Source organism: Citrobacter freundii complex sp. 2025EL-00176, assembly GCF_053309355.1.
In genome coordinates, this window is the sequence record NZ_JBRYHT010000006.1 from 169,936 (window position 1) to 183,785 (window position 13,850).

At 54.3% G+C, this 13,850-nt stretch carries 11 protein-coding genes; 8 read left to right on the forward strand and 3 right to left on the reverse strand.

The genetic code is table 11. The features are described from left to right. Positions 1 to 12 precede the first annotated feature (12 nt). From aceF to traT, 4 genes are all read left to right on the forward strand, one after another. Positions 13 to 1,905 carry a pyruvate dehydrogenase complex dihydrolipoyllysine-residue acetyltransferase gene (aceF, locus tag ACVXHP_RS14115; protein ID WP_336240794.1) on the forward strand — a complete coding sequence of 631 codons (1,893 nt, stop codon included), beginning with the start codon at positions 13 to 15 and terminating at the stop codon, positions 1,903 to 1,905. A gap of 175 nt (positions 1,906 to 2,080) precedes the next feature. Then, complete coding sequence (gene lpdA / locus ACVXHP_RS14120; protein WP_003018686.1) at positions 2,081 to 3,505, forward strand: dihydrolipoyl dehydrogenase; 1,425 nt, start codon at positions 2,081 to 2,083, stop codon at positions 3,503 to 3,505. Between the two features lie 269 nt (positions 3,506 to 3,774). After that, positions 3,775 to 4,059 (forward strand): hypothetical protein, encoded by a 285-nt coding sequence (locus tag ACVXHP_RS14125; protein ID WP_060855471.1) that lies wholly within the window; start codon positions 3,775 to 3,777, stop codon positions 4,057 to 4,059. Positions 4,060 to 4,256: 197 nt separating this feature from the next. After that, positions 4,257 to 4,988, forward strand: coding sequence for a conjugal transfer complement resistance protein TraT (traT, locus tag ACVXHP_RS14130; RefSeq protein WP_200008622.1), 732 nt, complete (start codon positions 4,257 to 4,259; stop codon positions 4,986 to 4,988). Between the two features lie 63 nt (positions 4,989 to 5,051). On the opposite strand, the gene ACVXHP_RS14135 is transcribed toward traT, so the two are convergent. Together ACVXHP_RS14135 and ACVXHP_RS14140 are read right to left on the reverse strand one after the other, a co-directional pair. Continuing rightward, positions 5,052 to 5,846: a DUF2950 family protein gene (locus ACVXHP_RS14135; protein ID WP_447571677.1), complete on the reverse strand. Its 795-nt coding sequence runs from the start codon at positions 5,844 to 5,846 to the stop codon at positions 5,052 to 5,054. A gap of 10 nt (positions 5,847 to 5,856) precedes the next feature. Continuing rightward, a complete protein-coding gene (locus tag ACVXHP_RS14140; protein ID WP_447571678.1) occupies positions 5,857 to 7,455 on the reverse strand; it encodes a DUF3300 domain-containing protein in 1,599 nt (532 codons plus the stop codon). A gap of 448 nt (positions 7,456 to 7,903) precedes the next feature. Here ACVXHP_RS14140 and acnB point away from each other — a divergent pair, with 448 nt between their 5' ends. Beyond that, positions 7,904 to 10,501 carry a bifunctional aconitate hydratase 2/2-methylisocitrate dehydratase gene (gene acnB, locus ACVXHP_RS14145; RefSeq protein WP_447571679.1) on the forward strand — a complete coding sequence of 866 codons (2,598 nt, stop codon included), beginning with the start codon at positions 7,904 to 7,906 and terminating at the stop codon, positions 10,499 to 10,501. A 174-nt stretch (positions 10,502 to 10,675) separates the two neighbouring features. Next, positions 10,676 to 11,038 carry a protein YacL gene (gene yacL, locus ACVXHP_RS14150; RefSeq protein ID WP_003018670.1) on the forward strand — a complete coding sequence of 121 codons (363 nt, stop codon included), beginning with the start codon at positions 10,676 to 10,678 and terminating at the stop codon, positions 11,036 to 11,038. A gap of 33 nt (positions 11,039 to 11,071) precedes the next feature. Here the strand turns inward: yacL and ACVXHP_RS14155 are convergent, their stop codons facing one another. Beyond that, the gene (locus ACVXHP_RS14155) at positions 11,072 to 11,419 is read right to left on the reverse strand and encodes a YacC family pilotin-like protein (RefSeq protein ID WP_003018667.1); all 348 of its coding nucleotides are present in this window, start codon (positions 11,417 to 11,419) and stop codon (positions 11,072 to 11,074) included. Between the two features lie 153 nt (positions 11,420 to 11,572). Here ACVXHP_RS14155 and cueO point away from each other — a divergent pair, with 153 nt between their 5' ends. Together cueO and ACVXHP_RS14165 are read left to right on the forward strand one after the other, a co-directional pair. Continuing rightward, positions 11,573 to 13,183: a multicopper oxidase CueO gene (cueO, locus tag ACVXHP_RS14160; protein ID WP_304702287.1), complete on the forward strand. Its 1,611-nt coding sequence runs from the start codon at positions 11,573 to 11,575 to the stop codon at positions 13,181 to 13,183. 123 nt (positions 13,184 to 13,306) lie between these two features. Further along, on the forward strand, positions 13,307 to 13,828 hold the full coding sequence (locus ACVXHP_RS14165) for a hypothetical protein (RefSeq protein ID WP_316130092.1): 522 nt from the start codon (positions 13,307 to 13,309) through the stop codon (positions 13,826 to 13,828). Positions 13,829 to 13,850 lie beyond the last annotated feature (22 nt).

Below are 13,850 nucleotides of genomic sequence, written 5' to 3' on the forward strand. Positions count from 1 at the left end.
GGTAAAAGAATAATGGCTATCGAAATCAATGTACCGGACATCGGGGCTGATGAAGTTGAAATCACCGAGATCCTGGTCAAAGTGGGCGACAAAGTTGAAGCTGAACAGTCGCTGATCACCGTAGAAGGCGACAAAGCCTCTATGGAAGTTCCGTCTCCTCAGGCTGGTATCGTTAAAGAGATCAAAGTCTCTGTTGGCGATAAAACTGAGACCGGCAAACTGATCATGATTTTCGATTCCGCCGACGGTGCAGCAGCTGCTGCACCTGCTCCGGCAGAAGAGAAGAAAGAAGCGGCTCCGGCAGCAGCACCTGCTGCGGCAGCGGCGAAAGAAGTACACGTACCGGACATCGGCGGCGACGAAGTCGAAGTGACCGAAGTGATGGTTAAAGTGGGCGACACCGTTGCGGCTGAGCAGTCTCTGATCACCGTAGAAGGCGACAAAGCCTCTATGGAAGTTCCGGCGCCGTTCGCAGGCACCGTGAAAGAGATCAAAATCAGCACTGGCGACAAAGTGTCTACCGGCTCCCTGATTATGATCTTTGAAGTAGCAGGCGAAGCGGGTGCGGCTGCCCCGGCGAAAGCTGAAGCGGCGCCAGCAGCAGCTCCGGCTCCGGCAGCCTCTGGCTCGAAAGAAGTTAACGTGCCGGACATCGGTGGTGATGAAGTTGAAGTCACTGAAGTGATGGTTAAAGTGGGCGATAAAATTGCCGCTGAGCAGTCACTGATCACCGTTGAAGGCGACAAAGCCTCTATGGAAGTTCCGGCACCGTTCGCGGGCACCGTGAAAGAAATCAAAATCAGCACCGGCGATAAAGTGAAAACCGGTTCTCTGATTATGGTCTTCGAAGTTGAAGGCGCAGCGCCTGCGGCCGCTCCGGCTAAACAGGAAGCGGCGGCACCGGCTCCAGCGGCGAAAGCTGAGAAGCCAGCGGCTCCGGCTGCAAAAGCGGAAGGTAAATCTGACTTCGCTGAAAACGACGCTTACGTCCACGCCACCCCGCTGATTCGTCGCCTGGCGCGCGAATTCGGCGTAAACCTGGCGAAAGTGAAAGGCACTGGTCGTAAAGGTCGTATCCTGCGTGAAGACGTTCAGGCTTACGTGAAAGACGCGGTTAAACGCGCCGAGTCTGCACCGGCAGCATCTGCTGGCGGCGGTATCCCGGGCATGCTGCCTTGGCCGAAAGTGGACTTCAGCAAGTTTGGTGAAATCGAAGAAGTGGAACTGGGCCGTATCCAGAAAATTTCTGGTGCGAACCTGAGCCGTAACTGGGTGATGATCCCGCACGTTACGCACTTCGATAAGACCGATATCACCGATCTGGAAGCGTTCCGTAAACAGCAGAACGCCGAAGCTGAAAAACGTAAACTGGACGTGAAATTCACCCCAGTGGTCTTCATCATGAAAGCCGTTGCCGCTGCTCTGGAACAGATGCCGCGCTTCAACAGTTCTCTGTCCGAAGACGGTCAGCGTTTGACGCTGAAGAAATACATCAACATCGGTGTCGCGGTTGATACGCCGAATGGTCTGGTTGTTCCGGTCTTCAAAGACGTGAACAAGAAGAGCATTACCGAGCTGTCTCGCGAACTGACCACCATCTCCAAAAAAGCGCGTGATGGCAAGCTGACTGCTGGCGAAATGCAGGGCGGTTGCTTCACCATCTCCAGCATCGGTGGCCTGGGTACTACCCACTTCGCGCCGATTGTTAACGCGCCGGAAGTGGCGATCCTCGGTGTCTCCAAGTCCTCTATGGAGCCAGTGTGGAACGGTAAAGAGTTTATGCCGCGTCTGATGATGCCGATTTCGCTCTCCTTCGACCACCGCGTAATCGACGGTGCGGATGGTGCGCGCTTTATCACCATCATCAACAACATGCTGTCTGACATTCGCCGCCTGGTGATGTAAGCGAAAAAGCCGGCCCGACGGCCGGCTTTTTTCTGGTAATCTCATGAAGTCAGTGAGGTTATTGTGCGAAAGACAAATCGGTTGCCGTTTGTTGTTTCAAAATTGTTAACAATTTTGTAAAATACGGGCGGATAGAACGACCCGGTGGACGACGGGTATAAATTAAGAGGTCATGATGAGCACTGAAATCAAAACTCAGGTCGTGGTACTTGGGGCAGGCCCTGCAGGTTACTCTGCTGCCTTCCGTTGCGCAGATTTAGGTCTGGAGACCGTCATCGTAGAACGTTACAGCACCCTCGGTGGTGTTTGTCTGAACGTCGGCTGTATCCCTTCTAAAGCGCTGCTGCACGTAGCAAAAGTTATCGAAGAAGCCAAAGCGCTGGCTGAACACGGTATCGTCTTCGGCGAGCCGAAAACCGATATCGACAAGATTCGTACCTGGAAAGAAAAAGTTATCACTCAACTGACCGGCGGTCTGGCTGGTATGGCCAAAGGCCGTAAAGTGAAAGTGGTTAACGGTCTGGGTAAATTTACCGGGGCGAACACCCTGGAAGTTGAAGGCGAAAACGGCAAAACCGTGATCAACTTCGACAACGCGATCATCGCGGCGGGTTCCCGTCCGATCGAGCTGCCGTTCATTCCGCACGAAGATCCGCGCGTGTGGGACTCCACTGATGCGCTGGAACTGAAAACTGTTCCTAAGCGCCTGCTGGTTATGGGTGGCGGTATTATCGGTCTGGAAATGGGTACCGTGTACCATGCGCTGGGTTCAGAGATCGACGTGGTTGAAATGTTCGACCAGGTTATCCCGGCTGCCGATAAAGACGTGGTTAAAGTCTTCACTAAGCGCATCAGCAAGAAATTCAACCTGATGCTGGAAACCAAAGTGACCGCCGTTGAAGCGAAAGAAGACGGTATCTACGTTTCCATGGAAGGCAAAAAAGCACCGGCTGAAGCACAGCGTTACGATGCCGTGCTGGTGGCTATCGGTCGTGTTCCGAACGGCAAAAACCTCGATGCGGGCAAAGCTGGCGTGGAGGTTGATGACCGTGGCTTCATCCGCGTTGACAAACAGCTGCGCACCAACGTGCCGCACATCTTTGCTATCGGCGATATCGTCGGCCAGCCGATGCTGGCGCACAAAGGTGTTCACGAAGGTCACGTTGCCGCTGAAGTTATCGCCGGTAAGAAACACTACTTCGATCCGAAAGTTATCCCATCCATCGCGTACACTGAACCAGAAGTTGCATGGGTTGGCCTGACTGAGAAAGAAGCGAAAGAAAAAGGCATCAGCTACGAAACCGCCACCTTCCCGTGGGCTGCTTCTGGCCGTGCTATCGCTTCCGACTGCGCAGACGGTATGACCAAACTGATTTTCGACAAAGAATCTCACCGTGTGATCGGTGGTGCGATTGTCGGTACCAACGGCGGCGAGCTGCTGGGTGAAATCGGTCTGGCAATCGAAATGGGCTGTGACGCAGAAGACATCGCGCTGACTATCCACGCTCACCCGACTCTGCACGAGTCCGTTGGCCTGGCAGCTGAAGTGTTCGAAGGTAGCATTACCGACCTGCCGAACCCGAAAGCGAAGAAAAAGTAATTTTTCCAAAATGATAAAAAGCGGCTGAATGGCCGCTTTTTTTATGTGTTTGTTACAAAATGGTGTCAAAATCTGGCAAAAATTAAGGTAAATCGCCGAATTGCCAGAAAATGTTTTTTCCCGCACCGCACGATACGCCCGAACCGCATGAAATCGCCATTCCAGGTCAACGTACTGTTTCACAAGAAATAAATCACCTTATCTTGTCATTAGATGAAATTAATAACCCTCTAAACTAATAGCGTGATAACAAATTGAGAGGGGAAATGATGAAACGTTTTTTAAAAGCAGCAGTAATGACTACCGTGTTTATTTCCGGCATGGCGCTGGCGCAGGATGCCGTCATTCCATGGGCTACCAACAGCGGTGGCACTGAAAGCACGCATATTGCGGCAATGGGGCAAAATTTGAATGCGCAGCATCAGCAGATTAGCCAGACACAGGAAGGTGTGTGGGCCACAAACTCTGGCAGCATTCGAGCTGACGAAGTAGCACTTACCAGCACGAAGCCGGCGTTTAAAGGTTATCCTGAATTAATGCCACATCAGAATTAACTCTCCCGCTCACGTCAGACAAATCCACGCTGACGTGAGCGTCGCCAGTCCCAAACTACCAGTTCTGGTAGTCATCTTATTGATATTTCCGCTAAAAAAAATTGCGCAACTGCCGATACTTTTTTCGCCATTGTGTGGCTACTGGCCGCGCGGTTAAGAGGCTCTGGACTCTCTATTACACGAAAAAAGGAAAAAACATGTCTTTAAAAAAAATCGCGGTTGTTGGCATGGTTGTCGCGACAATGACGCTGACCGGGTGTGGCGCGATGACCACCGCCGTTAAAAAACGTAACCTCGAAGTGAAAACGCAGATGAGTGAAACCATCTGGCTGGAGCCTTCCAACGAGAAGACCGTTTACATTCAGGTAAAAAACACTTCTGATAAAGACATGAGCAACCTGCAAACCCTGCTGGCAAACGACCTGTCCGCGAAGGGCTATAAAGTGACCAGTTCACCGGACAGCGCTTACTACTGGGTGCAGGCGAACGTACTGAAAGCAGACAAAATGGATCTGCGCGAAGCGCAGGGCTTCCTGAAGACCGGCTATGAAGGGGCGGCGGTAGGCGCTGCGTTGGGCGCGGGGATTACCGCCTATAACAGCAACTCCTCCGGCGCGGCGCTGGGCGTTGGCCTGGCGGCGGGACTGATCGGTATGGCTGCTGATGCGATGGTGGAAGACGTGAACTACACCATGGTCACTGACCTGCAAATCTCCGAGCGCAGCAAAGCGAAAGTGACAACAGATAACGTTGCCGCGCTGCGTCAGGGGACGTCCGGCATTAAGCTGCAAACCAGCACCGCGCAAGGCGATCGCGCAAAATATCAGACCCGCGTAGTATCTAACGCCAATAAAGTGAACCTGAAGTTCGAAGAGGCGAAGCCGGTTCTGGAAGCGCAACTGGCGAAATCTGTCGCTAACATCCTGTAATGTGTTGCGAGTTGCCGGAGGGCGCTACGGTTATCCGGCAACTCATCCTTCGACTTTGGGGATTCAGGGCGCGACAGGCTGCCAGGTTTTATCCAGGTGGTAGGCGGTTAACGCCTGTGCTTTTTGCTGCGACTCCTCGCCAAGATCCGCCTGATAGACCTTGTCATCACCGTTAACCATAAAACTCATCACACCGGTCTGATCGTAGCTGACGGGCCAGGCAACCATCGCAAAGCCGCTGGTTTTGTCGGGAAGAATACGGAAATGATAGCCGTGATAGCCCGTACCAGGCTCCTGCGGACTGAAGGCTGGTCCAAGCGGGCTTGGCGCTTCACCAGGTGACACGGGCCAGTACAGACCATCTTTTTTCCCTTCAGAGCTGACAATCTTTTGTGCGTACGTCTGGTTCATCGCAAAGTAGCTTTGCTGAGCATCAACATAGGCATGTAACGCCTCGATGGCTGCGAGTTCGTTGCGGCCAATCTCACGGGTCAGGATCTCTTCCGCCGCTTCCTTAATATCAAATTGCCAGCCGGAAGTGGTTTTAACCACCGGGATCGGTAGCTGCCAGTCGCTGTCTCCGACAACAAGATGCGCGGTATTGCCGTCAACGACAGTGTTATGGCGAACCTTCCAGTCGCGCAGGAAGCGCTCTACCGCATCAGGATCGACGCCTTCCGGCGGCAGAAAATCACGCCAGTTTTCCCCAAGCAAATTGTTCATCGCACTTTCATTTTGCTCACTGATAGCGTTTGCCAGCGCATCGGTGGCCTGGTCCGGCGTGGTGAAGGATTGCTGCGCCATCGCCGTGACCGAAACCATGAACAACACCATTCCACTAAGTAATTTATTTTTCATGTCGGCTCCCTTAACGATGACGGAATTCACGGTGTTCAGCACGGCCGCCGGATAGCTGACGAGATGGCTGGTTGCGGGCGAACTGCCTGCTTTGAGCCCCTCGCTGCTGCTGTGCCTGCCAGTTGGCGGAACGACTGTCATTACCGCTCAGCGCATTGGCGCGCGGCTGGCGCTGTTGAAGATTACGCTGCTGTACATTGTGGTGCTGCACGGGTTGCGTGATCCGTTTCTCCTGGCGCTGGGTCGCAGCCTGGCGATTTTCACGTTGCTGAGTGTTCGCCCGCTTCGCGGTTTGCGGTTTGGTATCGTAACCACGATAGTTGTTACGCTGGGAAATCTGCTTCAGCTGTTGGCTGGATGCCTGACGCTGAGCGTCTTTAGTGCCCGTACGCGCCGTCTGCGGGAATGTTTTCCCCGTTGATTTTTCCATCTGGCTCAGGGCAGCCTGACGCTGGCTATCACGGTTGACGGGTCTTTGCTGGGCTGAGCTTAAGCCCGTAGCCGTATTAGTGGGGTGAAAGCGGTTATTGAGCTGGCTATTAGGGTACGGCACACCCTCGCGATAGGCCGGGTTGTGCTGCCAGGTACGGTTGGCGTCTGTCAGGCGTTGTCCGCTGATTTTATTGAAGTTATCAACGTTAATATTGATGTTGTTATCGCCGTTGCGGTTATACCCGCCATGGTTATCCCAGTCATCGTGATGGTGGTGGTCCCAGTCATCGTCATCATCCCAGTCGATATTGCTGAAGATGGCATAGGTTGTGGCAACACCGAGGCTGAAACCTAAGCCGTTCACGAAGCTGTTGCCAAACTGCTCGCCGGGCGTTGGCGGCAGATAGGTTGGCGGATAGGCGGTATTGGGCCAGGTACCGTAAACCGTATTCGGGTTATAGGTGGGGACGTACACCACCTGCGGATCGGCGGATTCAATTTTGATAACCGTTGGGCTTGTTGAGGCGGGCGTGGCTGTAGTAGTCACTGAACTGGTTGATGACTCGCTGGTGACGGTTTTAGCTGGTGCCGCTTTTGTCACAGTAGTGACGGTCTGTTGCGGTGTTGATTGCAACGCCCCGGTTTGTTGCGCCAGCGCGCGCAGGCGTTGCACGGAGTCCATGACGTCTTTCGGTTGCGCGAGGAAAGCGTCACCCAGGCTTTGTACCCACGGCGGATTTTCACCCATCAGCGACATCAACTGTGGAAAGGCGACCAGCGATTTCACGCTGGGATCCCAGGGTTGACCGGCAACGGCCTGAATGGCGGCATCGCCCTGCATTTTGGGATTATCTTTTGACCACTGCGCGGCCTGGATGACGTTAGCCGGATAGGTTGAGGCCATCAAAATTTGTGATAGCAGTGAATCGGGGTAGAGCGCGATAGGTGCCACCCACTGATCGATTTGTGCAGCCGAGTATGTCGGCGCAGCAGCAGGCGCAGGTTGGTCTGCGGGGGCAGGGGGCGCTACGGGAGCCGGCGCTGAAGGTTGTTGTGCGACGGGAGCCGGAGCAGCGGGCTCCGTTACGCGACTTTTAACGAACATCACGCCAGAGGCGGCAAACAACCCGGCACTGCACAGAAGAACAAGCAGATGTGGCTTAAATGGCAACTTCATAAAATGACTCCAACGAGACAAGCGCTGTGCCGTGAGGCGTTCCTGTTGCCGCGAGTATCATGCACCCGTGTTTGACAGTTTTGACTTTTATTGGGGATTCAGCCGGCAGGTCCGGAAAAAGAGTGTGAGTATTTATTACACAATTATATCTGATGGCTAAAAAAACGCTGGAAAATTCAGCATGTCGCGCTTGAAAATCAACCGCTTTACGGCAATCTTTATCCCTCTGAAATGCGCCTCGCCTTGCTGCTACACCATTCTTAACGATTCAGCCAATTTTTTATGTTGCTTTTTTGTAAACAGATTAACACTTAAAGAAAATCCTGTTATTGTGCCTTATGCGGTACCGGGCATTTACCCTACTAACTACTGTCTCACAGGAGCGTGAAGAGAATCGCCCATCAACAAAAGCGCCGCATTATGACAATGAGAGCGAGGAGATATCGTCGTGCTAGAAGAATACCGTAAGCACGTAGCTGAGCGTGCTGCCCAGGGGATTGTGCCAAAACCTTTAGATGCAACCCAAATGGCCGCACTTGTCGAGCTGCTGAAGACCCCGCCTGTGGGCGAAGAAGAATTCCTGTTAGACCTGTTAATCAACCGCGTTCCTCCTGGCGTAGATGAAGCCGCCTATGTTAAAGCCGGTTTTCTCGCTGCTGTCGCGAAAGGCGACACCACCTCCCCGCTGGTTACGCCAGAAAAAGCCATTGAACTGCTGGGCACCATGCAGGGTGGCTACAACATTCATCCCCTGATCGACGCGCTGGACGACGCAAAACTGGCGCCGATTGCTGCCAAAGCGCTCTCCTCAACGCTGCTGATGTTCGATAACTTCTACGATGTGGAAGAAAAAGCCAAAGCGGGCAACGAATATGCGAAGCAGGTAATGCAGTCCTGGGCTGATGCCGAATGGTTCCTCAACCGTCCTGCTCTGGCTGAAAAAATTACCGTTACCGTCTTTAAAGTGACGGGTGAAACCAACACCGATGACCTCTCTCCGGCCCCGGATGCCTGGTCTCGCCCGGATATCCCGCTGCACGCGCTGGCGATGCTGAAAAACGCCCGTGAAGGCATTGACCCGGATCAGCCGGGTGCCGTTGGCCCGATCAAACAGATCGAAGCATTGCAGCAGAAAGGCTACCCGCTGGCCTACGTGGGCGACGTTGTCGGCACCGGTTCCTCCCGTAAATCGGCGACCAACTCCGTACTGTGGTTTATGGGCGATGATATCCCGCATGTGCCGAACAAGCGCGGCGGCGGTCTGTGCCTCGGCGGCAAAATTGCGCCGATCTTCTTCAACACCATGGAAGATGCGGGCGCGCTGCCAATCGAAGTTGACGTGTCGAACATGAACATGGGCGACGTGATTGACGTTTACCCTTACAGCGGTGAAGTGCGCAACCACGAAACCGGCGAGCTGCTGGCAAGCTTTGAGCTGAAAACCGACGTGCTGATCGACGAAGTCCGCGCCGGTGGTCGTATCCCGCTGATCATCGGTCGTGGCCTGACCACCAAAGCGCGTGAAGCGCTTGGTCTGCCGCACTCAGACGTTTTCCGTCAGGCGAAAGACGTGGCAGAAAGCAGCCGTGGCTTCTCTCTGGCGCAGAAAATGGTTGGCCGCGCCTGCGGCGTGAAAGGCATCCGTCCGGGCGCGTATTGCGAACCTAAGATGACTTCCGTGGGGTCCCAGGACACCACTGGCCCGATGACCCGTGACGAACTGAAGGACCTGGCGTGTCTGGGCTTCTCGTCTGACCTGGTGATGCAGTCCTTCTGCCACACTGCGGCGTATCCGAAGCCGGTGGACGTGAACACGCACCACACGCTACCAGACTTCATCATGAACCGCGGCGGTGTGTCGCTGCGTCCGGGCGACGGTGTGATCCACTCCTGGCTGAACCGCATGTTGCTGCCGGATACCGTGGGCACCGGCGGTGACTCCCATACCCGTTTCCCGATTGGTATCTCCTTCCCGGCGGGCTCTGGTCTGGTGGCGTTTGCTGCCGCGACCGGCGTGATGCCGCTGGATATGCCGGAATCCGTTCTGGTGCGCTTCAAAGGCAAAATGCAGCCGGGCATCACGCTGCGCGATCTGGTACACGCCATCCCGCTGTACGCGATCAAACAGGGCCTGCTGACCGTGGAGAAGAAAGGCAAGAAAAACATCTTCTCTGGCCGCATTCTGGAGATCGAAGGTCTGCCGGATCTGAAAGTCGAGCAGGCGTTCGAACTGACTGATGCCTCCGCTGAGCGTTCCGCTGCCGGTTGTACCATCAAGCTGAACAAAGAACCGATTATCGAGTACCTGACCTCCAACATCGTCCTGCTGAAGTGGATGATTGCAGAAGGCTACGGTGACCGCCGTACGCTGGAACGTCGCGTGCAGGGCATGGAAAAATGGCTGGCGGATCCGCAGCTGCTGGAAGCCGATGCTGACGCGGAATACGCGGCGGTGATCGACATCGATCTGGCGGATATCAAAGAGCCAATCCTGTGTGCGCCGAACGATCCGGACGACGCGCGTCTGCTGTCTGACGTGCAGGGCGAGAAGATCGACGAAGTGTTTATCGGTTCCTGCATGACCAACATTGGCCACTTCCGCGCCGCCGGTAAGCTGCTGGATGCGCACAAAGGCCAATTGCCGACGCGCCTGTGGGTGGCACCGCCGACCCGTATGGACGCGGCGCAGCTGACCGAAGAAGGCTACTACAGCGTGTTCGGTAAGAGCGGCGCACGTATTGAGATCCCTGGCTGTTCCCTGTGCATGGGTAACCAGGCGCGTGTGGCCGACGGCGCGACGGTGGTTTCCACCTCTACCCGTAACTTCCCGAACCGTTTAGGCACCGGGGCAAACGTCTATCTGGCTTCTGCGGAGCTGGCGGCGGTGGCGGCGCTGATTGGCAAGCTGCCGACGGCGGAAGAGTATCAGACCTATGTGGCGCAGGTGGATAAGACGGCGGTGGATACCTACCGTTATCTGAACTTCGACCAGCTTTCTCAGTACACCGAGAAAGCGGACGGCGTGATTTTCCAGACCGCGGTCTAATGCGCTAACGCGTTTTGTGTAAAAACGCATCAATGCCCGGAGAAGTCTGCTTCTCCGGGCATTTTTATTTCTATTCCTTATACCCGCTACGCTTTTTTTCTGCCGCGCTGCTGCGATAATTACAACAAGGCGCAATGCGGTATTGGCGCATTGCCGGGAGCAGAGGAAGACATTATGGATTACGAATTTCTGCGCGATATTACCGGAGTGGTAAAAGTGCGTATGTCCATGGGCCACGAGGTGGTGGGGCACTGGTTTAATGAGGAAGTGAAAGAGAACCTGGCCCTACTTGATGAAGTGGAACAGGCGGCGCGTGCGGTGAAAGGCAGTGAGCGCTCCTGGCAGCGAGCAGGGCATGAATATACGCTCTGGCTGGATGGCGAAGAGGTGATGGTTCGCGCCAATCAGCTTGAGTTCTCCGGCGACGAAATGGAAGAGGGGATGAGCTACTACGATGAAGAGAGCTTTTCGCTCTGCGGCGTAGAGGATTTCCTGCAAGTGGTCGCGGCGTACCGTGAATTTGTGCAACAGCGTTAATCCATGCGGAGCCAGCGGGCTCCGCTATGTCTGTTACTTCACGTACGCCAGCAGGCTCAGGGAGTCACGCGCCAGCGCTTTGCATTTTTTGGCCGTTGGGATGCCGATACCGCTGAGATCGCGATAGCTGTCCTCACCCAGCGCCTTCATGTTGAAGGTGTCGTAATTACTCAGGTCCCACTGGTTTTGCTGGGCAAAAAAGACCAGTGCGCGACGGATCTGCCCATTTGGCAAATTCTGGTATCCACAGTCATTTTTCAGAAAAACAAAAACCGCCGTTAAATCGGCCATATCTTCGGCTTCGGACTCGCTCAGCGCGTAGCTATTTGCGCATACGGCCATCAGGCTGCCGAACAAAACTGTTCTGAAAAACGTCTTCATTGCTTCTACCACTGCATCACGGAATTTAAACGTTAGCACACTGCGAGCGAAGCGACGACCTTTATTATTAGCCGTTTACTTGACCTTCCCGTAAGGGGAAGGCTTATGCTTAAAAGATAGCCTGCTTAAGCTGCTGAATATAAGGAAGTGATTATGCAACGTCGTGACTTTTTAAAGTACTCCGTGGCGCTGGGCGTCGCGTCAGCATTACCTCTGTGGAGCCGTAGCGTATTTGCCGCCGACCGTCCGGCATTACCCATTCCAGACCTGTTAACCGCCGATGCCTCCAATCGCATTCAGTTGATTGCACAAGCCGGGCAGTCGAGCTTTGCAGGTAAAACCGCCACGACATGGGGATATAACGGAAATTTGCTCGGACCGGCGCTAAAGCTGAACAAAGGGCAATCGGTGACGGTGGATATCCACAACCAGCTTGCCGAAGAGACGACGTTGCACTGGCATGGGCTGGAAATTCCTGGTGAAGTTGACGGTGGGCCGCAGGGTATTATCCCGGCAGGCGGAAAACGTTCCGTCACTTTCACACCGGATCAACGGGCTGCAACCTGTTGGTTCCACCCGCATCAGCATGGCAAAACCGGTCGTCAGGTGGCGATGGGGCTGGCTGGCCTGGTGCTGATTGAAGATGAAGAGATCCACAAACTGCTGCTGCCGAAGCAGTGGGGCATTGATGATGTGCCGGTAATTATTCAGGACAAGCAGTTTTCCGCAGATGGACAGATCGACTATCAACTGGACATGATGACCGCTGCCGTTGGCTGGTTTGGCGATACGTTACTGACCAACGGCGCGATTTATCCTCAGCATGCCGCACCGCGCGGTTGGCTGCGTTTACGTCTGCTGAACGGGTGTAACGCGCGTTCGCTGAATATTGCCGCCAGCGACAATCGTCCTCTGTACGTCATTGCCAGCGATGGTGGACTGTTGGCGGAACCGGTCAAAGTAACTGAACTTCCCATGCTGATGGGCGAGCGCTTTGAAGTACTGGTGGATGTGAGCGACGGTAAAGCTTTTGACCTGGTCACCCTGCCAGTGAGCCAGATGGGGATGGCAGTTGCGCCCTTTGATAAGCCGCACCCGGTGATGCGCGTTCAGCCGCTGCTGATTACCGCTTCCGGAACGCTGCCGGATTCGCTGACATCCATGCCGTCGCTGCCGTCACTGGATGGCCTGACGGTGCGCAAACTACAGCTGTCTATGGATCCGATGCTCGACATGATGGGCATGCAAATGCTGATGAAGAAGTACGGCGGTCAGGCTATGGCGGGTATGGATCATGGGAAGATGATGGGCCATATGAATAATGACAATATGGGCCACGGGAACATGAATCATGGCAATATGAACCATGGCAACATGGGGAATATGCAGCATGGCAACATGAAGCAGGGGGGATCATTTGATTTCCATAATGCCAACCGGATTAACGGTCTGGCGTTTGATATGAATAAGCCGATGTTTGCTGCAGCAAAAGGTCAACATGAGCGCTGGGTGATTTCCGGTCAGGGCGACATGATGCTGCATCCGTTCCATATTCACGGCACCCAGTTCCGCATTTTGTCTGAGAATGGCAACGCGCCTGCCGCGCACCGCGCGGGATGGAAGGACACGGTACGGGTAGAAGGCGGCGTCAGCGAGGTGCTGGTGAAGTTTGACCACGACGCGCCGAAAGAGCATGCCTACATGGCGCACTGCCATCTGTTAGAGCATGAAGATACCGGCATGATGCTCGGTTTTACCGTATAAACAGTGTCGGATAGCGGTGGCGCTATCCGCTAAACGTTTATTACGAAAACGGATTATTACCCTATCGTCGAGTAAAAGCGTGCATATACTGAGGGAGTTAATCACTCATTCCAAGAGGTATTCATGACGCTTTTCCGTAATGTACTGGCAGCATCGTTTATCATGCTTTTGGCGGTCTCTGCGCAGGCCGCGATGAAGATGGAACGCCAACAGATTTCGAAACTGAATTTAAGCCTCGAAATCCCTCAGACGCTCACGCCCATGCCGGACGAGATGGCAAAAATCAAATACCCTTCCGAAAATCGTCCGCAGGTGATTTACGGTGATGAACGTGGTAAAGCGTCTTTAGGCATTACCGCCGGGCGCAACGCGCTGCCTGCCGCTCAGTTGGATATGGCAAAGGACGCGACGCTGAAAATGCTGACCAACTTCAAGCCGCAGGCGGAACCCGTCACGGTTGACGGGCATAAAGCGTGGCTGATTACCTTCCGCTCGCAAGCGCCGGATACTGAAATTCTCAACCTGCTGCTGGTTACCTCGCAAAATGAGAAAGCGGTGCAGGTCTCCTTCAATATGACCAAAGATCTGGTGTCGCAGTACCAGGACGCCGCGAAGGCTTCGTTACTGTCACTGAAGTTTGAATAAAAAAACGCCCGCAACACAGCGG

Coding starts and splice junctions, on each gene's coding strand:
- aceF (WP_336240794.1), top strand. CDS start 13: ATGGCTATCGAAATCAATGTACCGGACATCGGGGCTGATGAAGTTGAA.
- cueO (WP_304702287.1), top strand. CDS start 11,573: ATGCAACGTCGTGACTTTTTAAAGTACTCCGTGGCGCTGGGCGTCGCG.
- lpdA (WP_003018686.1), top strand. CDS start 2,081: ATGAGCACTGAAATCAAAACTCAGGTCGTGGTACTTGGGGCAGGCCCT.
- yacL (WP_003018670.1), top strand. CDS start 10,676: ATGGATTACGAATTTCTGCGCGATATTACCGGAGTGGTAAAAGTGCGT.
- ACVXHP_RS14125 (WP_060855471.1), top strand. CDS start 3,775: ATGAAACGTTTTTTAAAAGCAGCAGTAATGACTACCGTGTTTATTTCC.
- traT (WP_200008622.1), top strand. CDS start 4,257: ATGTCTTTAAAAAAAATCGCGGTTGTTGGCATGGTTGTCGCGACAATG.
- ACVXHP_RS14140 (WP_447571678.1), bottom strand. CDS start 7,455: ATGAAGTTGCCATTTAAGCCACATCTGCTTGTTCTTCTGTGCAGTGCC.
- ACVXHP_RS14135 (WP_447571677.1), bottom strand. CDS start 5,846: ATGAAAAATAAATTACTTAGTGGAATGGTGTTGTTCATGGTTTCGGTC.
- ACVXHP_RS14155 (WP_003018667.1), bottom strand. CDS start 11,419: ATGAAGACGTTTTTCAGAACAGTTTTGTTCGGCAGCCTGATGGCCGTA.
- ACVXHP_RS14165 (WP_316130092.1), top strand. CDS start 13,307: ATGACGCTTTTCCGTAATGTACTGGCAGCATCGTTTATCATGCTTTTG.